The following is a 23,337-nucleotide window of genomic DNA, read 5'->3' as shown; positions in this document are numbered from 1 at the left end:
GCACCCGGTCCGCAGGGCCGCCCGCGCCGGGTCCGCAGGACCGACGCCCCCGGTCGCACGACCACCCGTACCGGTCCGCAGGGCCGCCCGCACCCGGGATGCCGGTCGCCCCGCCCCGCCATACGCTCGGTCCATGCCCCGCCGCCATCTCCACATGACAGGCGCAGCCGACACCCCGCTGCGGGCGGCCCTGCGCAATCTGCGCACCTCGCTCGCACTGCCCGCAGCCTTCCCGCCGGAGGTTCTCGCCGAGGCGGCACAGGTGGCGAAGTCCCTCGTCCTGACCGGACACGAGGATGCGACCGACCTGCCCTTCTTCACCATCGATCCGCCCACGTCCACCGACCTCGACCAGGCGATGCACCTCGAACGCCGCCCGCACGGCTTCCGCGTGCACTACGCCATCGCCGACGTCGCCGCCTTCGTCCGCCCCGGCGGCGCACTCGACGCCGAGGCCCACCGCCGGGTGACGACCCTCTACTTCCCCGACGGCAAGGTGCCGCTGCACCCCACCGCACTCTCCGAGGGCGCCGCCAGCCTGCTCCCGGGGCAGATCCGTCCTGCCCTCCTCTGGCGGATCGACCTCGACACGGAAGGCCGCGCGGTCGCCACCGATGTACGCCGGGCCCTGGTCCGCAGCCGGGCCAAGCTGGACTACGCGGGCGTCCAGCGACAGATCGACGCGGGCACCGCCGAGGAACCCCTCGCCCTGCTGAGGGACATCGGCCGGCTCCGCGAGGAGCAGGAGGTCGCCCGCGGCGGGATCTCGCTCGCCGTGCCCGAGCAGGAGATCGTCCAGCGCGACGGCGCATACGGCCTGGAGTACCGCGTCCCGCTGCCCGCCGACGGCTGGAACGCCCAGATCTCCCTCCTGACCGGCATGGCCGCGGCCCATCTGATGACCGAGGCGGGCACCGGCATCCTGCGTACGCTCCCGGTCGCCCCGGACGGTGCCGTCGCCCGTCTGCGCCGCTCGGCCGAGGCCCTGAACATCGACTGGCCGCACCACGTCCCGTACGCCCAGGTGGTCAGGTCGCTCGACCCGAAGAAGACGAGCGACGCCGCGTTCCTCCAGGAGTGCACCACCCTGCTGCGCGGCGCCGGCTACACGGTCTTCGACCACGGCGAACTTCCCACCCCCGCCGTCCACGCCGCCGTCGCCGACCTCTACACGCACTGCACCGCGCCGCTGCGCCGCCTCGTCGACCGGTACGCGGCCGAACTGTGCCTGGCGGCGGTCGCGGACCGGGAACCGCCCGAGTGGGTGATGGCGGCGCTCCCGGGTCTCCCGAAGGAAATGGCCGAAGGAACCCGACGCGCCAACACGGTGGAACGTGAGTGCGTCGATCTGGTCGAGGCGGCACTCCTCAGTGACCAGGTGGGCGAGGTCTTCGACGCGTACGTGGTCGATGTGCAGGACCAGGAACCCACCATCGGCACGGTCCACATCGAGCATCCGGCCGTCGTCGCCCGCATCGACGGCGGCACGACGAAGCTCCCGCTGGGCGAACGGCTCAGGGTCCGGCTCACCCAGGCGGACCCGGGTGCGGCGAAGGTGCTGTTCGCCCCCGCGTGAGCGCGACGACGGCGTTCAGCGCCGGTACGGCCGGAACAAGGGCCTCGGCGCTCCCCGGGACCGCACTCGGGCAGCGTGGAAACCCTGACGCGGCCGCAAGGCGAACACGCCCGGACCGGTTGCCCCGCCGGACCTCCCCGTCTCGTAGGATCACGCCTTCGGATACGGGCTCCGAGGGGCCCCGCGGACCTCAGGCGACTCTGGGGGACCGGCGGACTCCGTACGAAGGAAGGCTCTCCAGCGTGACTGAACGTGTCACCGCCCCCACGAAGGACCGTGCCACGGGCCATGTGACGGACCGGGCCCGGCAGATCATCGCCGCCGCCCGCACCCTCCTGGAGACGGAAGGCCCGGAAGCCCTCACCATGCGTCGGCTCGCCGACAGCATCGGGATCACGGCACCGTCCCTCTACAAACACTTTCCGGACAAGTCCTCCGTGCTGACGGCCCTGGCCGGCGAGGTGCTGCGGGAGACGGCCGAGACGCTGGAAGCCGCGGAGTCCGCGGCCCCGGGGTCGTTCCCGGCCCTCGCCGGCGCGTACCGCGCCTACGCCATGGCCCATCCCCATCTGTACCGCCTCACCACCGAGCACCCAGTGGACCGGGCATCTCTCCCGCCGGGCCTGGAGCAACGCGCCGCGGCACCGCTCTTCCGGGCCGTCGACGGGGACCAGGAGCGGGCCCGGGCGGCCTGGGCCTTTGCGCACGGGATGGTGGTCCTGGAACTCAACGGCCGCTTCCCTCCGGGAGCCGACCTGTCGGCAGCCTGGTCGGCCGGCATCGCCGCCTTCGGCACAGTCCGCCTCTGACGAGTTCGTGCGGTCCTGTGCCACGATCGAGGGAGTACTCCCATCTCACGGACGGCTGATCCACTGATGTCCCCCAGTCTGGCGAGCGACCGAGGAAGGGGCGTGACATGAGTGCCATGCCGCACGAACCGCTCACGCAGGCGGACGTCCTGCTGGAGGGCTTCCTGGCGCTGGATACGCCGGAGGGCTTCCGGGCCGAGCTGATCGAGGGGGAGATTGTCGTGACGCCGCCGCCGGACGGGGACCACGAGACCGTGAAGAGTCCTCGGTGACGCTGTTCAGCTACCCGGAGCGGGACGACTACCGTCAGCACTGCACGATTCCGTTCGGCAAGCCGCTCAGTCTCCCCGCCCCCTTCGCCTTCGACCTGGAGACCGCGGCGTTCGTCTGAGCGGGCCGCTCGCCGGTCGGGCCTCGTCCGACCGGCCCCGCCCCGCCGGGTAGCATGGTCGGCACGGCAGACGAGCCGGCCGGACGGCCGCGTGGGGATCTTCGGATCCTCCCGAGGAACGTCCGGGCTCCACAGGGCAGGGTGGTGGCTAACGGCCACCCGGGGTGACCCGCGGGACAGTGCCACAGAAAACAGACCGCCAGGGACTCCGGTCCTCGGTAAGGGTGAAACGGTGGTGTAAGAGACCACCAGCGCCTGAGGTGACTCAGGCGGCTAGGTAAACCCCACCCGGAGCAAGGTCAAGAGGGGCCGTCGCAAGACGGTCCTGCGCGAACGCTCGAGGGCTGCCCGCCCGAGTTCGCGGGTAGACCGCACGAGACCGGCAGCAATGCCGGTCCTAGATGGATGGCCGTCTCCCCGGCCGCCGCGAGGCGACCGGGTGACAGAACCCGGCGTACAGGCCGACTCGTCTGCCGTCTCTGACTGCCTCGAGTCAGGACGCGTTTCTTTCTTCCGGGCAATGAGGGGGCGTCGGACCAGGCCGGGCTGCGTGACCTTCGGCCGGACTCGGAGCGGCTGCCTGCGCCGAGCCGTTCCGTGGGCGGGGACGTCGGACGGTGCGCGGCGAGACTCCCGTCGGCGCTGTCGAGCCCCAGGACGGGCTCGGCCCCACGGTCACTCATGTGCGACGCACGTCCAGCCCCTCGGCTGCTCGTCCTCGGCCGCCGCCGGACCCTGTCCTGACAAAGGGTCAGGAAGGTCACGGTGCGGCTCATCGCTTCATCGCCGAGTGGGCGCGACCAGTTCCTGGCGAGGATCTCCGAGGGGATGCCGGCCCCGAGCCCGGGCAACTGCCGCGTCATTGTCGTGCCCCTGGTGCGGGGCGCCGTTCCGCACGCGCGGTGATCGCTTCGGTGGCGGCCGGATTCGTTGCTGCCAGGTCCTGCTGACGGCGGATTAGGTCTTCTTCCTTGTCCGCGCGTCATCACCTCGACAGGCCTTCGTCACACCTTCGTCGTCGACTTCACGGGTGACGGTGGGGATCACCTCGGCGGTGTCGGGACGTCGATAGGGACGCTTTACCTGTACAAGGGTCATGGCGGCGGCACCATCGATGGCGGTTTGCCCCGTGGGGAGATCGGTTCCGGTGGCTGGAACGGGATCCCGGACTGCGCCGACGGTGACTCACCGGTGACGGTACGGGTGACCTGGCAGCCGATCGAGTCCCAGCCGGGCGCCACCGGAAAACCCCTACCTCTACAAGGTCGACGGCACAGCGGCTTCGACGTCCGCATCGAAATCGGCACCGGCGGCTGGTGGCGCCCCACCAGGCGGGTCCGAGTTCACCGCGGCGCCGCCCCGCCTCTGTGTGCTCCCGCGCCCCGACCGCACCGGCCGTGCCCCATCGGCCCAACTCCGGGAAGAGAGAATGAAGATCCGACATCTGCGCCGTTCAGCTTCTGCCTTCATCGCCGCCATCGGACTGACCGCCATGTTCCAGCCCTCCGCCGCTTCGGCGGCGGAGTCGCGCAACCACGTCGAGTACGGCGGACTCTCCATCGACGTACCGGCCGGGTGGAGGCTGGTGGACCTGGAGAAGGAACCGAACGCCTGCGTACGACTCGATCAGCACACCGTGTACCTGGGGCATCCGGGAGCCCGCCAGTCCTGCCCCACCCACCTGATCGCGGCGAAGACCGAAGCGATTGTGCTGGAGCCGTTCACCGGAGCTGCACCCCGAGAGGATGTGCCCACCGTGAACGTCCCGGCGGGCTCCTCCGCTCCCAGGGCCCTCCCGGCCGGGGACTCCCGGGAAGTACGGCTGGCCTTCGAAGGCGCAGGCGTCTACGCAACCGTCAGTTACGGCTCGTCGACGGCAGCGATCGCGGAGATCCTGGGCTCCGCCACCACCGGCAGCACGGCCGAGCCGCAGACGGTTCCGACGCCCCGGGCGCCGACGTTCTCGGCCGCCCCTTCCGCGATCCCGAGCACCGGCTACACCGGCAAAGCCTTCGATGCCTGCTCGGCACCCTCCTCGGGCGCCATGGCGGACTGGGCTTCCTCGCCCTACAGAGGCGTGGGTATCTACATCGGCGGACCGAGCCGGGCCTGCTCCCAGCCGAACCTCACCGCTTCATGGGTGGCCGAGCAGAGCGGCCGTGGCTGGCATCTGCTCCCCATCTACGCGGGCCTCCAAGCCGGGAGCATCTCCTCCTCGAGCGCCACCAGCCAGGGCCGGGCGGCCGCCGACGCGGCTGTGGATCTGGCACAGGCGCTCGGATTCGTCCCCGGCACCGTGCTCTACATCGACATGGAGGCGTACTCCTCGGGGTACCGCACCAACGTCCTCAACTACCTCTCAGGCTGGTCCGCGCGGATGCACGAACTGCGCTACCGGTCGGGCGTGTACAGCTCGTCCGCCAGTGGCATCAAGGACCTCGCCTCCGTCTACTCGTCCACGACGCTGGTACGTCCGGACGTGGTCTGGGTCGGCAACTGGAACGGTGTGGCCAACACCGCCGACGTGAACATCCCGGCCGGGTACTGGGCCAACCATCAGCGTGTTCACCAGTACTCGGGCAATGTCACCGAGTCGTACAGCGGGACGACGATCAACATCGACCGGAACTACGTCGACGTCGGCGCCGGTGCGACCACGGGCGACCCGGGTATGACAAACCTGACGGCCGGTGACTTCAACGGGGACGGCAAGAAGGACCTGGTGGCCGTTCAGGTGGCGACGGGCAACCTGTGGCTCTACCCCGGTACGGGCACGGGAAACCTGACGTCGCCGCCGCTGCTGATCGGCAAGGGCGGCTGGAACGGCATGGCGAATCTGGCCGTCGGTGACTTCAACTCGGACGGCAGGGACGACATCGTCGCCACGGAGAAGTCGACCGGGAAGCTCTATCTCTACAAGGGCCACGGCAACGGCACCATCGACGGCGGCCCCTCCCGGACGGAGATCGGTTCCGGCGGCTGGAACGGGATGAGCAACATCTTCGTCGGTGACTTCACGGGTGACGGCAGGGATGACCTCGGCGGTGTCGAGAAGTCGACCGGGAAGCTCTACCTCTACCGGGGTCGCGGTAACGGCACCATCGACGGCGGCTCCTCCCGGACGGAGATCGGTTCCTACGGCTGGAACGGCATGGACAAGATCGTCAGTCCCGGTGACATGAACAGGGACGGCAGGGACGACATCGTCGCCACGGAGAAGTCGACCGGGAAGCTCTACCTCTACAAGGGCCACGGCAACGGCACCATCGACTCCGGCCCCTCCCGCACCGAGATCGGCTCCCGTGGCTGGAACGGCATCTCGGACTACGCCGGCGCCGACTTCACCGGTGACGGTACGGGTGACCTGATGGCCGTCAAGTCCGAACCGGGTGCCACCGGAAAGCTCTACTTCTACAAGGGCACCGGCAAGGGCGGCCTCAACGCCCGCGTCGAGATCAGCTCCGGCGGCTGGTGAGGCACCGGCCTCTCGACGACGGCAACCCGGGGCAGCCCGGAGCAGGCAGCGCCGGACCCGGCTTTCGGTCCGGCGCTGCCGCCGCGATGTTCTCCGGAGGTGTGCGCGGGCCGGCGAGCCGGCCCGGCCGTCAGCCTGCCATCGGCAGGATCCTCCGCGACGGCGCCGCGCGCAGTTCGTCCACGGCCACCGCCTCCCCGCTGTCCGCGTCGACATAACTGACACGGACGATCGGGTCGTCACCGGTGTCCCGGCCCGCCGTGGCGTCGAGTGCGAACACCACCGCGACCGGGCGGGCGTTCTCCCGGTCCCCGTACACACCCGAGTACTGGAGAATGCGCCAGCCGTCGTCCTCCCAGTGGTCCAGCAAGGCGGACCGGACCACTGGTGCGGCGGCCTGCCAGGCGAGGGAGTTCTCCAGGAGTTCGACGCTCGCCGCGACGGGCACCTGGTCGGTGGCGGTGCCGAGGAGCGGGTGCCCGAAGACACGCAGCCTCGTCCGGCGCAGCGGCAGCAGCCACCACCGGTCGAGGTCGGCCGAGAGGGCGACGAGAACCACCGCAGCCCCGGCCAGGAAGACCAGGGCACCGGCAGGCCGTTCGGAGACCGCCGGCCACCAGGTGTCCTGTGCCGCCGCCACCGTGGCCCCGCCGATGAGCACGACCGCCGCCCGCGCGAACGCCCGCCAGGTGATGGGGGTGTCCTCACTTGCCGAGCAGCCGCAGGAGGACTCCGGTGCCACGGCCCGGCCGTAGCCGAGGTAGCCGAGGAAGCCCGCCCCGAGGACCGCGGCGGCGGCCCCCGGCACGGGGTTCGCCGGGATTGTCAGCAGACCTGCGGCGATCAGGAGTTCAGCTGCGCCGGTCGCACGCAGCACCGTCGTGGCCCGCTCACTGCTGCGCAGCATGCGGGCCAGTGCCGTCTTCGGCGCCTGCTGTGCGGTGCCCCGGCTGAACACCTTGACCGCTCCGGTCCACCCGAGCAGGCCCGCGAGGACCAGCGGGGCGAGGCCCGTTGTCAGTGACAGCATCTCTACCTCTCTCTGTGTCCTTGGGCCTGTATCAGTGCCCGACGGAGATGCGGACGACGTCCACGGAGTTGTCGGACGGCCGCCAGGCACCGAGCACCTGGGCGCTCTGCCCGATGCGCAGCCGGGACAGGTCGGACGTCAGCGCGCGGCCCGCGTAGGAGGCGCTGGCGTCCGGGGCGACGTGGCCGACCAGTTCGTGCTGCCCGTGGGCGAGGTGCAGCCGGTTCTTCGCGATGCCGCGGATCTGCGTGTCCAGATTCACGATGTTCACCCACACCGCGTCGGCGGCCACGGTGCCGTCCGGCATCTTGACGCCGCGTGCGTAGAGCCCGTCGCCGGCCTCGATCACTTCGGCTGTGGTGGCGCGCACCTTCCACACGCTGGTGACGTTGGTCATCTGGACCCGGGAGTGGCCGCCATTGGATCCGGCCACCTCCAGGATGCTGCCGGTGATGCCCGTGATGCGGCCCTCCACGAAGGTGGACCTTGCTATCGCGGGGTCGAGCGAGGGTTCCGCGGCGAAGGCGGCCTCGGCGTCGAGGCCGCCGAGCGCGGTCGCGCCGATGATGGTCGCGCCGCCGAGGGCGGCATTGGTGAGGAAGCGCCGGCGGCGCATCCCGTCGGCCCGGTCGTGTCGTACGGTCATGTCGGTCCTCCTCACTCGTAGATGTAGACGGGCAGCTTGCCCGAGCTCAGGTTGCCGATCGCCGAGAAGGCGGCCGGCGTCAGGTCGAGGACGCGGTTGGTGCGACAGGTGCCGTTGCAGCAAGTCGCCTCGCCGCACCAGTCCTTGGTGCGCGGGCCGCAGTCGGTGATCGTGATGCACACCGTCGCGCCCGAGCACTGGTGCTTGACGTTCATCACCGCGCCGCAGCCGCGTCTGGGGATGTTCTCGCCGCAGAGGTCGGGCCGGGTGATGTTCCAGCACGCCTGTGAGGCGTTGGGCCATGCGCCGTGGTGTGCGCTGGACTGGCAGTTGCCGCAGGCGCCGCCGCCTGCGCTGGAGCACGGCCCCCAGGCGTTGCCGCAGCAGAACCAGCTGGTTTCACCGGCCCACAGGCTGGTAGATCCGCAAGCCATCGTGTTGCCCCTCCTAGGAAGTGACAAGTTCATGACAAACACTGGACCGGCCGTCGACGCGCGCAAGTGAAGCGGGGATGCCCGTGTTGCGGCCGGGGATGGTTGTGCGAGCGAAGCAACCCAATGATGCGCGTAGACAAGCGGGTTGCATAGATGGCCTCGTTCCGCATCGTCGAGGCTTCGTCGGCCGCTCGGCGAGCCGGCGCTCAGCCCTGCGGTCCTGCTCGACGACCCAGGTGTCCGGCGAACCACTCTCCGGCCAGTGCCGCCACCTTCCCGAGAGCACCGGGCTCCTCGAACAGGTGAGTGGCGCCGGGGACCACGGCGAGCCGGTTCTCGCAGCGCAGCAGTGCCTGGGCCTGGCGGTTGAGGTCCAGCACCACCTCGTCATCGCCTCCGACGATGAGCAGCGTGGGCGCGGTCACCGCCGGTAGCCGGGGCCCGGCCAGATCGGGCCTGCCGCCGCGCGAGACGACCGCCACGGCCGGGGAGTCCGGCTCCGCCGCCGCCCACAGCGCGGCGGCCGCACCGGTGCTGGCCCCGAAGTAGCCGACCGCGAAGCCCTGGGTCTCGGGCCGGTCGAGCAGCCAGCGGGTGGCGCCGGTCAGGCGGCCGGCCAGCAGGGCGGTGTCGAAGGTGTTGGCCCGGTCCAGTTCCTCCTCCGCCGTGAGGAGGTCGAACAGGAGAGTGGCCAGCCCGGCCTGGTTCAGTGAGGTCGAGACGGAGCGGTTGCGCGGGCTGTGCCGGCTGCTGCCGCTGCCGTGGGCGAACACCACGATGCCCGTGGCCCCGGCGGGGACCGTCAGCTCCCCGCCGAGCCCGACCGGTCCGGCGTGCACGACGACATCCGCGGCCGCCATCCCCGCTCCTCCCGCAGCTCCCACGGTTGCTGCGTTTTCGTGCCGCTGCTCGATTCCCTCGAGAAGGCGGGCTCTTCCGCCCGATGTTGTCCGCCACCCAGGACATCCATCCGTCGTCACCGCTGGCGGCCTACGACGGACTTCCTGGCGGCTTTCCACCGGATTCCACGCTACTCGCGTTCCGCCGAGACGCGAGCGCCGGACGACTTCACCGCCGGAGCCCACCGGGCAGCCGTCCCGGCCTCCGGAGAAGCCGCGCCCGCCCCTCCCGCTCGGTACGGGCTCACCCCTTGACGACGCCCAGCGGAACCAGGCGGGCGACCGGCCGGGCGAGTCCGGCGCCCTCGGTGACCGCGATGACCGTGTCGACGTCCTTGTACGCCTCAGGCGCCTCCTCGGCGAGACCACGCCACGAGGACGGGCGTACGGCGATGCCCCGGGCCTCCAGCTCGCCGCGAAGCTGCTCCCCGCGGACCATGCGCAGCGCGTGGTGGCGGCTCCAGACCCGGCCGGCACCGTGGCAGGCGGAGTGGAAGACTTCGTTGCCGGGCAGGCCGACCATCACGTACGAGGCGGTGCCCATCGTCCCGGGGACCAGTACCGGCTGGCCCGCCCGGACGAGGTCCTCTGGCAGGCTCGGGTCGCCGGGCGGCAGCGCTCGCGTCGCGCCTTTGCGGTGGACACACAGCCGACGTGCCACACCGTCCACTTCGTGGGTCTCGAGCTTGGCCGTGTTGTGCGAGATGTCGTAGACCAGCTCCAGACCGACTCCCGCAGCCGTCGCGAAGGCGCGGCGGGTGGCTTCGGACAGCAGCTGGCGGTTGGCCCGGCCGTAGTTGGCGGCTGCCGCCATCGCCCCCAGGTAGGCCTGGCCCCGCGGGGACTCGACCGGCGTGCAGGCCAGCTGTCGGTCCGGAACCTGGATGCTGTGCCGGTGCAGTTCCTGGTCCATCACGCGGACGTGGTCGGTGCACACCTGGTGACCCAGTCCGCGCGAGCCGCAGTGGATCATGACGCACACCTGGCTCGTCCGCAGCCCGAAGGCCGCCGCGGTCGCCGCGTCGAAGATCTGGTCGACGGCCTGGACCTCCAGGAAGTGGTTGCCCGACCCGAGGCTTCCCACCTGGTGGAGGCCGCGTTCGACGGCGCGCCTGCTCACCTGCCCCGGGGCCGCGCCGTCCAGGACGCCGTAGTCCTCGCAGCGCGCGAGGTCGCGCGGCACACCATGCCCGTGCGCGACCGCGTACCGGGCGCCGCCGACCAGCAGCTCGTCGATCTCCCCGGCGCCCGAGAGCTTCCACAGGCCGCCGCGGCCCATGCCGCGCGGGATGGTGCCGTCGAGGATGTCCATCAGCCGCCGCAGCCGGTCGTGGCCGAGCGCGTCATGGTCGATGTCGGCGGCCAGCAGTCGCACGCCGCAGGAGATGTCGAACCCGACGCCGCCGGGCGAGATCACGCCGCCGTGGGAGATGTCGGTGGCGGCCACCCCGCCGATGGGGAAGCCGTAGCCCCAGTGGACGTCGGGCATGGCGAAGGAGGCGCGGACGATGCCGGGCAAGGTCGCCACGTTCGCCACCTGCTCCAGCGCCTTGTCCCCGGCCGCCTGTGGCAGCAGCGCCCGCGAGGCGAACACCATCCCGGGTACCCGCATGGGTTCCCGCTGCTCGATACGGAAGCGGTACGGGCCCTTCTCCACCAGTGCGATGTCCACGTCCCTCACCTCCAGTCGACCGTCAGCCGGCCGGTGCGATCGGCGACGGCGGTGCCGAACCCGGCGCAGGCGGTGGTGAGCCGCTCGCGGATCCACTCCCGGTCCTCGCCGCGCGCCAGCCGGGTGTGGCAGTAGTCCAGGGCCAGCGGTACCGCCTCCACCCGGGCGGGAACCAGGTGCGCGGCATCCGGGCCGTCCAGGGTCACCAGAAAGAGGAGCCCCAGGTCGTTGCGGAGGACCGGGTCCACGGCGTAGTCGTCGACGAAGTCGCCCATGTCGTACAGGATCCGGTCGGCGATCCCGTGGAACACATGGGCGGAGTGCCCGGCGACCAGCGTCGCTCCCGCCGCCAGCAGCTCCGGGGCAGCGGCCGAGACGTGACGTGGCGGCCGCGAGGTCATGTTGGGCCCCCAGTGCGGGGTGACCAGCACGACGTCCGCCGCCGCGGCGGCCCGGCCCACCGACTCCGTCAGCCAGTCGGGCACCCCCGCGTAAAGATCGGCCCAGGCAGCACCGGGACTGTCCGCCCCGGCCGCGTACTCCTGCGGGTGGTCCGTGACGCCCACCACCGCAAGCCGCACACCGCCTGCCTCCAGCACCGCGAACTCCCGGGCCGTGCGTGCGTCCGCCCCGGCGCCGACCGCGTGCACGCCCGCCCCGGCCAGCAGGGTGCGGGTGTCGGCCATGGCGTCGAACCCGTAGTCCAGAGCGTGGTTGTTGGCAAGCGTCACACAGTTCACGCCCAGTTCGGCCAGCACCTTCGCGGCGGCGGAGGGAGCGCGGAAGAAGAAGGCCTTCTGCGGGTCGGGCCAGCGGTGCCCGCGGTCGGAGACACAGCACTCCAGGTTGAGCACGAACAGGTCCGCCTCCGCGATCGCCTCCCGGACCCCTGCGGAGACCAGCGTGCCCGGCGTCGGCGAGCGCTGCAGCTCATCGGCGACGCTGCGCCCGAGCATGGTGTCGCCGGCCAGTGCCACCGTGAGCGCCATGATCCCGTCCCTTTCCCGTCCTGCACTCAGACGTCGAGGGTCACCCGGCAGGTCCAGCCGCCAGGCCCGCCGCACAGGTTCAGGTCGTGCAGCGAAACGGCCTTCGGTACCGCGCCGACCGGCACGACGGCGTCGGCATCGGCCATCCGGAAGCGGACCGACAGGCTCCGGCCGGCTCCCGCCGGCCGGATGGACCCCACCTCCACATCGAGCGGGATCTCACCGTCGGCATCCATCCGGTAGACGACCTCCTCCAGGACGGACACCAGCAGATCCACGTCGGACTCCGCCGTGACCACGGATGCGCGTTCACCGACGACCGCGGCCGCGGACGTGTCGGCGAAGCCCTCCACCATGGCGCGCACCGCCTCGCCGATGCACCCCTCGGCCGTGGGCGACCACGCCTCCACCCGCATGTCCGCGGTGTGGGGCACAGCGCCGTGTCCACTCGCGCCGGGCTGCTTCCCCACGGGTTCCCGACCGTCCACGGTCGGCGCCTCTCCGTCGTCTCCGGATGCACAGCCTGATGCCGGGATCCCCGAGCCGCAGGCGATGCCTCCTCCAGAGTCGTCCCGTACACCGCTCGGGGGCAACCTGCGCGAGGGCGGCGCACGCCGGCACAGGTCGCAGGCCGTCGGCAGTGGGCGGGTTTCGGCCATCGATGCCTTGAGGCCACGCGTCGACCACACGGCGGCGTCGGATACGTTCACGCGCCGGTATCCGCCTCGTTGACGAAGGGCAATCGAGAGGTGACCTACGGTAGTTGTTCGTCGTCCTCGTGAAGGGGTGCACCCATGCCGGTCTCGCTCGGTCTCGGTCTTCCCCAGATGAAGCAGTACGACATCGGCAGCGACGTGGCCACGGTGGCACGCGCGGCGGAGGACGCCGGGTACGAGAGTCTGTGGGTCTTCGAGCGCGTGCTCTTTCCCGAGCCGGCCACCCAGGGGCTGTACGGCGTACCGGGGCTGCCATGGCCCGATGAGTACCGCAGCGTCGCCGACCCGCTGGTCACCCTCGCACTGGCCGCCGCGGCCACCGGCCGGGCCCGGCTCGGCACCAGCGTCCTGATCGCCCCGCTCCACGTACCGTTCCAGCTGGCCCGTTCGCTCGCCTCGCTCGACGTCGCGAGCGGCGGCCGGGTGGTCGCGGGCCTCGGAACCGGCTGGTCACTCGACGAGTACGCGGCCGCCTCGGTCGCCCCCTTCGAGAAGCGCGGCGCAGTCCTGGACGAACTGCTGGACGTCTGCGCGGCCGTCTGGGGGCCGGACCCCGTCTCCTACCGGGGCGAGCTGACCACCATCGCACCGGCCGAGGTCGGTCCCAAGCCCGTTCGCCCCATCCCGGTCTATCTGCCGGCCCACAGCCCGCGGGCCACACGCCGCCTGGTGGACCGGGCGGACGGCTGGATGCCCGTCGCCGTGGGCGCCGAGACACTGGCCGAACAGTGGCGGAAGATGCAGGACCTGGCTGCCGAGCACGGCAGGGACCGGCCGATCGGCGTGTGCGTCCGCGCCAACGCGAGGTACAGCGCCAAGTCGTACGAGGGCGCGGACCGGCAGCCCTTCCGGGGCAGCGTGGCCCAGATCGTCGAGGACCTGGCCGCACACGCCGCAACGGGCGTATCCGAGATCCTGCTGGACTTCCAGGCAACGACGCGTGACGCCGCCGAACTCGTCGACGTGGCGGCCGAGGTGTATCAGGCGGCCCGAGCTGCGGGCGTCTGACGGCCGCACCGGGGGAGTGGCGGTCCGCCGTCCGGCGGGACGGACCGCGGCGGCCGACACGCCACTGCATCCCCTCATCGGGTGCCGGTCAGCTTCGCCCGGTCCGCCCGTGTCCGCCGCGGACCGTGGGGAACTCGCGCACCATGGTTCGCGCCGAGCGATCCCGGCGACTCTTCGGGGCGCCGCCTCATTTTCCGGGGAGCAGTCGGGCGCCCGCGCTCGGCAGCTTGCTCCACCAGTGGTCGTAACGGCGATAGACATCCGGTTCGCGGTCGGCGAGGAAGGCCGTCAGTGACCGTGCCTCGGCGGCGAGCTGCTCCCAGACGTCGTCCGGCAGGTGGTGGAAGGCGGTCGCCTCGATCCCTCCCTCGGCCGGACGCCATGTGCCGGCGACGTACCCGTCGACCAGCAGGGTCGGCAGTACGTCGCCGTTCCTGCGGATGACGAGCGTGCGGTAGTCCGGTGGGATGACACGGCTGCGGTCGGAGTAGGCCAGCAGGATGCTGTCCCACATGGCCATCAGCCGGGGCGGTGCCGGCGTGTCCCCGTCCGGACGCGATGTGCCCGGGGTGTCGAACAGCTCCTCGCCGTTCGGCCCTTCCAGCCGCTCGATGCCACCGTCATCGGCAAGAGCCTGCAAAGCCGTTCGGGCTCTGGCCCGCTGGACCAGCGTGAACTGTGCCACGTCCGCCACCGATGCCGGCCCGAACCCCTCGAGATACCGCAGGACCAGAGTCTGCAGCGACGCGGCGGCAATCTCCGGGTCCGCCGGTGCAGGCCGGGTCGGGGGCGCGACGTACGACGGGCGGGTGTCGAACGACCACGGTGGCGTGGTGGGTGCGTGCAGCAGTGGCGTGTACTGCCGCAGCCCCCACCACGCGCCGGGATCCGGCGGTGCGCCCAGCCGCCGTGTGAGCCAATCCATGAACTCCGCAGCCGTGCGCGGCCGGTCGGCGAACGCCAGCAGCTCCGGAACCAGGGCGTCGGCGTCCTCGGCGGTCAGCCCGGACACCGTGAAGCGGTCGCCCAGCCTGGCGGCACGCAGCGACGGCTGCACGGCCTCATGAAAGGCCCGGAAGTCGTCGACGTGGACGGCGTGCAACGTGATCCGCATGAGGGTCGACTTGACGACCTCATGGCCGGCGAAGGCGGTATCGAGGTCGGCCGCGTCGAAGCCGGTGAGCCGGTTCCACAGCGCGAGGTAGGGCGACGCCGCCTGCTGAGCCTGCAGTGCGACCACGCGCCGTACCGCATCCGCGACGCCGAGCGTCTCACGCTGCAACAGCAACTGCCGGGCGAGCGTGGAGCGGTTGAGCTCTCGCGCCGTGATTCTCATGCCGTGACCGTCTCATTCCCCATGTCGTGAACCCGGCACGAAGACGCCGGCGGAGTGCTCGGCCGAGCACCTTGACCTGTACGCCGGCACCCGATCGAGAGCTGACCGCAGCGGGATTCTTCCACGCGGACTTCCGTGCGTGGGCGGTCCGTTGCGGAACCGTCCGCAGCAGTCCGGCGTCGATCGGGCTCGAACGCGGCCGATGACCGCAGGCGCATTCCGGCCGGTGTGCGGATGGCGTGCGCGGTGGTCTTCGTCGGGCGATTTCCGGCCAGCGGGTTGTCGCGGTAACGGGCCGGGTGGTGACCTCCGGAAGGAGCCGTTCCGGTAGCGGTGTGCCGGGGCGGAGCGCACGGGGCCGGGTGGGTGGTCGCCGGAGAGGGGAGTCGGCCGGTCGGTATGCGGTGCAGGGCGGCGGTCGCCGGCCGCGCGGCGGGGACGCATGTGATCCAGCATCGCCGCCCCGGCTCGGACCTGCTGTTGTGCGCGGCGAAGGGTCAGACGGTGTGCGCCCAAGTTAACGAATGCGTAAGGCAGTTGTGATTCAACACTTGACAGGTGCCTATCACCACGCCACCTTGGGAGCGCTCCCACCATCAAGACTTGCACGCTTCCTTACCCTCCGCTCCCCACACCTTCGAGACGTGAACCGGAGGCATGGGTGCTGTCGCGCACCCATGTCCCCGGCTGTTCTCGGCCGAGGAAAGCGAATGTCATGAGTCTGGTAAAGCGCTTCACGCACGGCTGCCCCGGCGGGCTGCCGGTCCCGTTACTCACCGCATGTGCAGTCGCCGCATCCCTGGCGGGAGTGCCGGCCGCGGCAGCCGAGCAGAGCACTCTGCACGGCCTGGCCGCCGCCCACGGGAAATACTTCGGCTCCGCCACCGACAACCCCGAACTGCCCGACACCGCCTACGCCGCGACCCTGGGTTCCGAATTCGGTCAGATCGCTCCGGGCAACTCCATGGAGTGGGACACCACCGAGCCGCAGCAGGGGCAGTTCAGTCGGGGTCGGCAGCGGCAGCCTGGCGGCGGGAGCCTCCACAGGTGAGATCCAGCTGCGGCTGAGCAAGACCGACTGGTCGAACTTCGACGAGACCGACGACTGCAGCCGCAGCACCGGGCCCCCCTACGCGGATGCCCTGAAGGTCGCGGTCCGCATCGGCGGCGAACTCGCCTGGGGCATCGAGCCCTGACAGCCCGTACCACCTGCACAGCCCTCCCCTCCCCCTACGACACCCGCCAACGGAGGATTTGTGTCGATATCACGTAGAACATTCAGTGCCGCCTTGACCGGCAGCCTGATCGCGATGGGCCTGACCCAGGGCACCGCCGTGGCCAAGCCCGCCACCCCTACTGGCGAGGGCGCCCGTGCCGCGGCTGCCGACGACCCGTACACGCAGGCGTTCCTCACCCAGTACGGCAAGATCAAGGCGGCGGGAAACGGCTACTTCAGCCCGGACGGCCTTCCGTACCACTCGGCCGAGACGCTGATGGTCGAGGCGCCGGACCACGGTCACGAGACGACCTCCGAGGCCGTCAGTTTCTGGATGTGGCTGGAGGCCGCGTACGGCCGGGTGACAGGTGACTGGGGCCCCTTCAATCAAGCCTGGGTGATCGCGGAACGAACGATCATCCCGCAGCACGCCGATCAGTCCACCGCCGACGCGTACAACCCGAGCTCCCCGGCGACCTACGCGCCCGAATGGCCGTTGCCCGACAACTACCCGTCAGCCCTGAACAGTTCGGTCCCGGTCGGCTCCGACCCCATCGCCACGGAACTGGCCTCGTCCTACGGCACGATGGACGTCTACGGCATGCACTGGCTGATGGACCTGGACAACACCTACGGCTACGGCAACAAACCCGGCACCGGTGGCGAGTCGGGGCCGGGGGCCGGACCCTCGTTCATCAACACCTACCAGCGCGGCGCACAGGAGTCGGTGTGGGAGACCATCCCGCAGCCGACCACCGATCTCTTCAACTACGGCGGGCCCAACGGCTTTCTCGACCTGTTCGTCGACGACGCGAGCTATGCCAAGCAGTGGAAGTACACCAACGCGCCGGACGCCGACGCCCGCGCGGTGCAGGCCGCCTACTGGGCGTACCGCTGGGCCTCCGCCCAGGGCAAGGAGGGTGAGATCGCGGCGTCGGTGGCCAAGGCCGCCAAGATGGGTGACTACCTGCGCTATGCCATGTTCGACAAGTACTTCAAGCGGATCGGCAGTTGTACGGATCCCAACTCCTGCCCGGCCGCGTCAGGCCGTGACTCCCAGCACTACCTGCTGTCGTGGTACTACGCCTGGGGCGGCGCTGCCGCGGGGGGCGGCGGCGGGTGGGCCTGGCGCATCGGTGACGGCGCCTCCCACCAGGGCTACCAGAACCCGCTCGCCGCATGGGCTCTGTCCAATGTCCCGGCGCTGACGCCCAAGTCGGCCACGGCGCGCACCGACTGGGCGAAGAGTCTGACCAGGCAGCTGGAGTTCCTGCAGTGGCTGCAGTCCGCGGAAGGCGCGTTCGCCGGGGGCTGCACCAACAGCTGGGACGGGAAGTACGGAACTCCGCCGGCCGGCACGCCGACGTTCTACGGCATGGCGTACGACTGGCAGCCGGTCTACCACGACCCGCCGAGCAACAACTGGTTCGGCTTCCAGGTGTGGGGCATGGAGCGCGTCGCCGCGTACTACCACGTCACCGGCAACGCGACCGCCAAGGCCGTGCTGTCGAAATGGGTCGCCTGGGCCTCCGGCCGGACCACCGTCGGGGCCGACGGCAGCTACCGCTTCCCCTCCACCCTCAACTGGACGGGCAAGCCGGACACCTGGAACCCGACGTCCCCCGGGAACAACGCGGGACTGCACGTCTCGGTCGTGGACTACTCCAACGACGTCGGGGTGGGCGCCGCCTACGTCAAGACGCTGACCTACTACGCCGCCAAATCGGGCGACGCGGCCGCCGGGGCGCTGGCCAAGGCCCTGCTCGACGCGATGGCACTGAACGCCGACGACAAGGGCATCGCGGTACCGGAGACCAGGGCCGACTACAACCGGTTCGACGACGAGGTGTTCGTGCCCGACGGGTGGTCGGGCGAGATGCCGGGCGGCGACACGGTGGAGCCGGGCGTCACCTTCATCGGCATGCGGTCCTGGTACCGGGACGACCCGGACTGGCCCAAGGTCCAGGCCTACCTGGACGGCGGAGCGGCACCCACCTTTACGTACCACCGGTTCTGGGCTCAGGCGGCGCTCGCGCTCGCCTTCTCGATCTACGCCGAACTGCTGGTGGAGGGCGACGTCGGCGGCGACACCGAACCACCGACGGTGCCCGCCGGGCTGACGGTCACCGCGACCACGAACGACAGCGTGTCGCTGTCGTGGTCCGCCTCGACCGACAATGTGGCCGTCACCGGCTACGACGTGTACCGCAACGGGGTGCTCGCGGGCAGCGCGACGACGCGGACGTTCACGGACCAGGGCCTCGCCGCCGTGACCGCGTACAGCTACGCGGTGGCGGCGCGGGACGCGGGCGGCAACACCTCGGCGCTCTCCACGACCGTGTCCGCCACCACGAAATCAGGCGGTGGCGGAACAGGCTCGGTGAAGGTCCAGTACAAGAACACCGACTCGTCGGCGACCGACAACCAGATCAGGCTCGGGCTGCAGATCGTCAACACGGGCAGCGCCCCGGTCGATCTGTCCACGGTCAAGGTCCGGTACTGGTTCAGCTCCGAGGCCGGTGCGAGCACCTTCTCCACGTACTGCGACTACGCCGCGCTCGGGTCGTCGAACATCAACCACACGGTGGTCACGGTCAGCAGCCCGAAGACCGGCGCCGACCACTACCTGGAGGTCGGCTTCACCGGCGGCGCGGGCAGCCTCGCCGCGGGCGCATCGACCGGCGAGGTGCAGTTGCGACTCAACAAGTCCGACTGGTCGAACTTCAGCGAGGCCGACGACTACAGCCGCGCCACCAACACCGGCTACGCCGACGCGCCCCGCCTCGCCGCCTATGTGGGCTCGGCTCTCGCCTGGGGAGTGGAACCGTGAGCGGACTACTCACGAACACGGCGGGCCGCCACCGCGGCCGCTGGTTCCCGCCCCTTGCCGCCACCGCCGCGGCGCTGCTGCTCGCCGCCGCATCCATGCTCACCGGCGCCGCTCCGGCCGCTGCTGCGCCGGTGACCGACTGCACCCCCTGGGGGACCACCGAGCTCCAGGGCGGCGAGTACATCTACCAGCAGAACGAGTGGAACTCCACGGCCCGCCAGTGTGTGGGCGTCGACCCGGAAACCGGGGCCTGGAGCGTCACGGAGTCGTCCTTCGCCCTGCCGACCAACGGCGCCCCGGCCACGTACCCGTCCAGCTACAAGGGCTGCCACTGGGGCGCGTGTACGACGGACAGCGGACTGCCGCTGCGCGTCGACGAACTCGCCAGTACCCGCACCTCCTGGTCCACGACCCAGGTCGGCTCGGGTGCGTACAACGTCTCGATGGACCTCTGGTTCAACTCGGCTCCCGTCACCGACGACCAGCCGGACGGGACCGAGGTGATGATCTGGATGAACCACCGCGGCGGAGCCCAGCCGATCGGATCCCGCACCGGCACGGTGCAGCTCGACGGCAAGGCGTGGGACGTCTGGACGGGTCCCGGCGCCTCCGGCTGGAAGGTCATCTCGTACGTACTGCAGCAGGGTGCCACCGAGTTCGCCGATCTCGATGTGAAGAGCCTGATCGACGACGCCGTCACGCGCGGCCAGATCGATCCCGCGCACTATCTGATCGACGCCGAGGCCGGGTTCGAGATCTGGCAGGGCGGCCAGGGCCTCGGCACCAAGAGCTTCTCCTTCACGGCGAGCGCGGACGGCGGTGGCGGGGGCGACACCGTCGCACCGTCGACGCCGGCGAACCTCCGGGTCACCGGGACGACCAGCACCACCGCCGCCCTGTCCTGGACACCGTCGACGGATGACACCGGCGTCACGGCGTACGACGTCTACCGGGACGGCGTGAAGGCCGGCACCACGGTCACCACGTCGTTCTCCGACACCGGCCTCACCGCCTCGACGGCGTACGGCTACACGGTCAGGGCCCGGGACGCCGCCGGGAACACTTCGGCGGCCTCCGCCGCGGTCACGGCGACGACCGCGGCGGGCGACGGCACCGGGAACGGCACGCTGAAGGCGCAGTACAAGAACAACGACTCGTCTCCCGGGGACAACCAGATCAGGCCCGGCCTGCAGCTGGTGAACACCGGCACGCAACCCGTGGATCTGTCGGACGTCACGGTCCGCTACTGGTTCAGCGGCGAGTCCGGCGCCACCACGTACAGCACCAACTGCGACTGGGCCGCGATCGGCTTTGGCAGTGTGACGCATCGCGTGGTGTCCGCCGCCGGCACCGGACCGGGCGCCGACCACTACCTGGAGGCCGGCTTCGGCAGCGGCAGCCTGGCCGCGGGCGCCTCGACCGGTGGGATCCAGCTCCGGCTCAACAAGACCGACTGGTCCAACTTCGACGAGGCCGACGACTACAGCAGGGCGACGAACACCTCCTATGTCGACGCCTCGAAGGTGGCCGTGTACGTCGACGGAACGCTCGCCCGGGGCACCGCCCCCTGAGACCCCACCGGTCCGCACGGCACAACTGCGCACTCCCGATGGCGGGATGCCCACCCCGCTCCTCCCGCCATCGGGACACCGCCCCGGCCACGCACCCGCCCAGGACAGTCCTCCCGAGCTCCCCGACGAGCAAGAGGTATCGAGCCGCAGGCACCGCGGAGTCCCAGAACGACCCCTGAACCCGCCCTCGGGGATTGCCCGGAGGCGTACGTACGAAAGGAATACGGAGCCGCAATGAGATCACGAAGTTCCACGCTGCACGGGATACGCAGGAAGTTCGCCGCGCTCTTCGCGCTGGCGATCGGAGCCGCCCTGGCCGTGACCGTTCCCACCCCGGCCTCCGCCGCGGCCCGCGTCGACAACCCGTACGTCGGCGCCAAGGCGTATGTGAACCCGCAGTGGTCCGCCAAGGCCGCCGCGGAGCCGGGTGGCAGCGTCATCGCCGACGAGCCCTCGTTCGTCTGGATGGACCGCATCGCGGCCATCGAGGGCGCGGGCGAGGCGATGAGCCTGCGCGAGCACCTCGACGAGGCACTCGACCAGGGCGCGAACCTCTTCCAGGTCGTCATCTACGACCTGCCTGGACGTGACTGCGCCGCGCTGGCCTCCAACGGTGAGCTCGGTCCCACCGAGCTCGACCGGTACAAGACCGAGTACATCAACCCCATCGCCGACGTCCTGGACGACCCCGCCTACGCGAGCCTGCGGATCGTCACCGTCATCGAACCGGACTCGCTGCCCAACATCGTCACCAACGCCGGCGGCGAGGCCGGTGCCACCGAGGCGTGCGCGGTGATGAAGGCGAACGGCAACTACGAGAAGGGCGTCGGCTACGCCCTGCACACCCTGGCGGCCATTCCCAACGTCTACAACTACATCGACGCGGCGCACCACGGGTGGCTCGGCTGGGACACCAACCTCGCCCCGGCGGTCGACGAGTTCAAGAAGGCCGCCACCAGTGAGGGCGCCACCGTCGCCGATGTGCACGGCTTCATCGTGAACACGGCCAACTACTCCGCCCTCCAGGAGCCGTACTTCAAGGTCACCGACTCGGTGAACGGTACGACCGTGCGTCAGTCGAAGTGGGTCGACTGGAATCAGTACGTGGACGAGCTGACCTACGCCCAGGGACTGCGCTCGCTCCTGGTCAGCCGCGGCGGCTTCGATTCCGGCATCGGCATGCTCATCGACACCGCCCGTAACGGCTGGGGCGGCAGCGCCCGGCCCGCGGGCGCGGGACCGACGACCAATGTGGACGACTATGTCAACGGTGGCCGCGTCGACCGGCGCATCCACCCGGGGAACTGGTGCAACCAGAAGGGCGCGGGCATCGGCGAGCGGCCCAAGTCGGCCCCCGCGGCCGGCATCGACGCCTACGTCTGGGCCAAGCCCCCGGGCGAGTCGGACGGCAACAGCCGGCCCATCGAGAACGACGAGGGCAAGGGCTTCGACCGGATGTGCGACCCGACATACACGGGCAACGGGCGCAACGGCAACAACCTGACCGGCGCGCTGTCCGACTCGCCGCTGGCGGGCCACTGGTTCTCCGCCCAGTTCCAGGAGCTGGTGCGCAACGCGTACCCGCCCCTCGACGGCGGCGGCAATGACGACGACACCCAGGCGCCTTCCGTGCCGACCGGCCTGACGGTCACGGGGAAGACGAGCGGCAGCGTCTCGCTGTCCTGGTCGGCCTCGACCGACAACACCGGCGTGACCGCCTACGACGTGTACCGCGCAGGGGTGCAGGTGGGCTCCTCGGCCACGACCTCGTTCACCGACACGGGGCTCACCGCCTCGACGGCGTACAGCTACACGGTCAAGGCCCGGGACGCGGCCGGGAACGTCTCGGCGGCCTCCGCCGCCGTCTCGGCGACCACGTCCGCGGGCGGCGGAACCGGCACCGGCACCCTCAAGGTCCAGTACAAGAACAACGACTCCTCGGCCACCGACAACCAGATCCGGATGGGCCTGCAACTGGTCAACACCGGGAGCACCGCGGTCAACCTGTCCACGGTGAAGGTGCGTTACTGGTTCACTCCCGAGGCCGGTGCGAGCACCTTCGGCACCGCTTGCGACTACGCGGTGCTGGGCTGCGGCAGCGTGACCACCGGTGTGACGGCCTCCGGCAGTTCGGCTGCCGGGGCCAGCCATTACCTGGAGGTCGGCTTCGGCAGCGGCAGCCTGGCGGCGGGGGCCTCCACCGGGGAGATCCAGCTGCGCTTCAACAAGAGCGACTGGTCGAACTTCGACGAGGCCGACGACTACAGCCGCACCACCAACACGGCCTACGCCGACGCGTCGAAGATCGGTGTCTACGTGGGCTCCACTCTCACCTGGGGCACCGCCCCCTGACCTGCCCGTCACCCCTTGCACCACCGGTTCCGTCGCTCCCGTTGCCGCTTCAGTGTCGCGGCGGCGGGAGCGGCGGGCGTCCCGTTGCCGCGACACCTCATCTGCGCAGCATGTCGGGGGCTCGGTGGGGGCGAAGGTCTCTGAGGACCGACTCGACCTCACGGAGGAAGGACTGGTAGGAGGTCAGGCGTTGCCATTCGGTGTCGGGGATCCCGGGCACCGTAGCGGCGCTCGCAGTCCAGCTTGCGACCAGTTCGGCGTACAGCGGTGTCTCGCTCGCCGCCTCGGCGTACGTCTGACCTGCCACGAACGCGCTGGTGAACTGCCCCCGTGATGTGCGTGCTCCGTGCGGCGCGTCCAGCTGGGGCCGCGGATGCGGCCGGGCAT

At 70.6% G+C, this 23,337-nt stretch carries 15 protein-coding genes, 1 other RNA gene and 4 pseudogenes; 11 read left to right on the top strand and 9 right to left on the bottom strand.

All coding sequences use genetic code 11. The features are described from left to right. The first annotated feature begins 154 nt into the window (after positions 1–154). The 5 genes and pseudogenes from ACFYP5_RS07890 to ACFYP5_RS07870 all read left to right on the top strand — a co-directional run bounded on the left by ACFYP5_RS07890 (position 155) and on the right by ACFYP5_RS07870 (position 6,251). Positions 155–1,576: an RNB domain-containing ribonuclease gene (locus ACFYP5_RS07890; protein ID WP_389032969.1), complete on the top strand. Its 1,422-nt coding sequence runs from the start codon at positions 155–157 to the stop codon at positions 1,574–1,576. Positions 1,577–1,866: 290 nt separating this feature from the next. Next, entirely contained in the window at positions 1,867–2,385 is a 519-nt protein-coding gene (locus ACFYP5_RS07885) for a TetR/AcrR family transcriptional regulator (protein ID WP_389032966.1), read from the top strand. A 116-nt stretch (positions 2,386–2,501) separates the two neighbouring features. After that, positions 2,502–2,776, top strand: a pseudogene (locus ACFYP5_RS07880) (hypothetical protein). Positions 2,777–2,847: 71 nt separating this feature from the next. Further along, an RNA gene (gene rnpB / locus ACFYP5_RS07875) (RNase P RNA component class A) lies at positions 2,848–3,249 on the top strand. Positions 3,250–4,205: 956 nt separating this feature from the next. Beyond that, positions 4,206–6,251 (top strand): glycoside hydrolase domain-containing protein, encoded by a 2,046-nt coding sequence (locus tag ACFYP5_RS07870; protein ID WP_389032012.1) that lies wholly within the window; start codon positions 4,206–4,208, stop codon positions 6,249–6,251. A 130-nt stretch (positions 6,252–6,381) separates the two neighbouring features. Here ACFYP5_RS07870 and ACFYP5_RS07865 read toward each other — a convergent pair whose 3' ends face one another. The 7 genes and pseudogenes from ACFYP5_RS07865 to ACFYP5_RS07835 all read right to left on the bottom strand — a co-directional run bounded on the left by ACFYP5_RS07865 (position 6,382) and on the right by ACFYP5_RS07835 (position 12,355). Beyond that, positions 6,382–7,281 (bottom strand): MauE/DoxX family redox-associated membrane protein, encoded by a 900-nt coding sequence (locus tag ACFYP5_RS07865; RefSeq protein WP_389032009.1) that lies wholly within the window; start codon positions 7,279–7,281, stop codon positions 6,382–6,384. Between the two features lie 31 nt (positions 7,282–7,312). Beyond that, positions 7,313–7,927, bottom strand: a complete 615-nt coding sequence (locus ACFYP5_RS07860) for a cell wall protein (RefSeq protein ID WP_389032006.1) — start codon at positions 7,925–7,927, stop codon at positions 7,313–7,315. An 11-nt stretch (positions 7,928–7,938) separates the two neighbouring features. Further along, complete coding sequence (locus ACFYP5_RS07855) at positions 7,939–8,361, bottom strand: RlpA-like double-psi beta-barrel domain-containing protein (RefSeq protein ID WP_030926101.1); 423 nt, start codon at positions 8,359–8,361, stop codon at positions 7,939–7,941. A 206-nt stretch (positions 8,362–8,567) separates the two neighbouring features. Then, a pseudogene (locus ACFYP5_RS07850) lies at positions 8,568–9,209 on the bottom strand (dienelactone hydrolase family protein); the annotation flags it as partial. Between the two features lie 295 nt (positions 9,210–9,504). Beyond that, positions 9,505–10,932, bottom strand: a complete 1,428-nt coding sequence (locus ACFYP5_RS07845) for an RtcB family protein (protein WP_389032004.1) — start codon at positions 10,930–10,932, stop codon at positions 9,505–9,507. Positions 10,933–10,937: 5 nt separating this feature from the next. Beyond that, positions 10,938–11,921, bottom strand: a complete 984-nt coding sequence (locus ACFYP5_RS07840) for a CapA family protein (RefSeq protein WP_389032002.1) — start codon at positions 11,919–11,921, stop codon at positions 10,938–10,940. A gap of 26 nt (positions 11,922–11,947) precedes the next feature. Further along, positions 11,948–12,355, bottom strand: coding sequence for an archease (locus tag ACFYP5_RS07835; protein WP_389031999.1), 408 nt, complete (start codon positions 12,353–12,355; stop codon positions 11,948–11,950). Between the two features lie 360 nt (positions 12,356–12,715). Here ACFYP5_RS07835 and ACFYP5_RS07830 point away from each other — a divergent pair, with 360 nt between their 5' ends. Continuing rightward, positions 12,716–13,645 (top strand): TIGR03619 family F420-dependent LLM class oxidoreductase, encoded by a 930-nt coding sequence (locus tag ACFYP5_RS07830; protein WP_389031996.1) that lies wholly within the window; start codon positions 12,716–12,718, stop codon positions 13,643–13,645. A gap of 187 nt (positions 13,646–13,832) precedes the next feature. Here ACFYP5_RS07830 and ACFYP5_RS07825 read toward each other — a convergent pair whose 3' ends face one another. Next, positions 13,833–14,981 (bottom strand): winged helix DNA-binding domain-containing protein, encoded by a 1,149-nt coding sequence (locus ACFYP5_RS07825; protein ID WP_389031993.1) that lies wholly within the window; start codon positions 14,979–14,981, stop codon positions 13,833–13,835. A 715-nt stretch (positions 14,982–15,696) separates the two neighbouring features. Between ACFYP5_RS07825 and ACFYP5_RS07820 the strand changes: the two genes are divergently transcribed. From ACFYP5_RS07820 to ACFYP5_RS07800, 5 genes and pseudogenes are all read left to right on the top strand, one after another. Next, positions 15,697–16,032, top strand: a complete 336-nt coding sequence (locus tag ACFYP5_RS07820; RefSeq protein ID WP_389031990.1) for an endo-1,4-beta-xylanase — start codon at positions 15,697–15,699, stop codon at positions 16,030–16,032. A 250-nt stretch (positions 16,033–16,282) separates the two neighbouring features. Continuing rightward, the gene (locus ACFYP5_RS07815; protein ID WP_389032963.1) at positions 16,283–19,027 is read left to right on the top strand and encodes a glycoside hydrolase family 48 protein; all 2,745 of its coding nucleotides are present in this window, start codon (positions 16,283–16,285) and stop codon (positions 19,025–19,027) included. A 95-nt stretch (positions 19,028–19,122) separates the two neighbouring features. Further along, a pseudogene (locus ACFYP5_RS07810) lies at positions 19,123–19,815 on the top strand (hypothetical protein); the annotation flags it as partial. A 24-nt stretch (positions 19,816–19,839) separates the two neighbouring features. Further along, positions 19,840–20,598: pseudogene (locus ACFYP5_RS07805) on the top strand (cellulose binding domain-containing protein); the annotation flags it as partial. Positions 20,599–20,832: 234 nt separating this feature from the next. Then, positions 20,833–22,950, top strand: a complete 2,118-nt coding sequence (locus tag ACFYP5_RS07800; RefSeq protein ID WP_389031986.1) for a glycoside hydrolase family 6 protein — start codon at positions 20,833–20,835, stop codon at positions 22,948–22,950. Between the two features lie 97 nt (positions 22,951–23,047). On the opposite strand, the gene ACFYP5_RS07795 is transcribed toward ACFYP5_RS07800, so the two are convergent. Continuing rightward, positions 23,048–23,257, bottom strand: coding sequence for a hypothetical protein (locus tag ACFYP5_RS07795; RefSeq protein WP_389031983.1), 210 nt, complete (start codon positions 23,255–23,257; stop codon positions 23,048–23,050). Positions 23,258–23,337 lie beyond the last annotated feature (80 nt).

Source organism: Streptomyces sp. NPDC005262 (assembly GCF_042872425.1).
Classification (GTDB): domain Bacteria; phylum Actinomycetota; class Actinomycetes; order Streptomycetales; family Streptomycetaceae; genus Streptomyces.
This window is presented reverse-complemented; position numbering and strand designations above follow the sequence as displayed.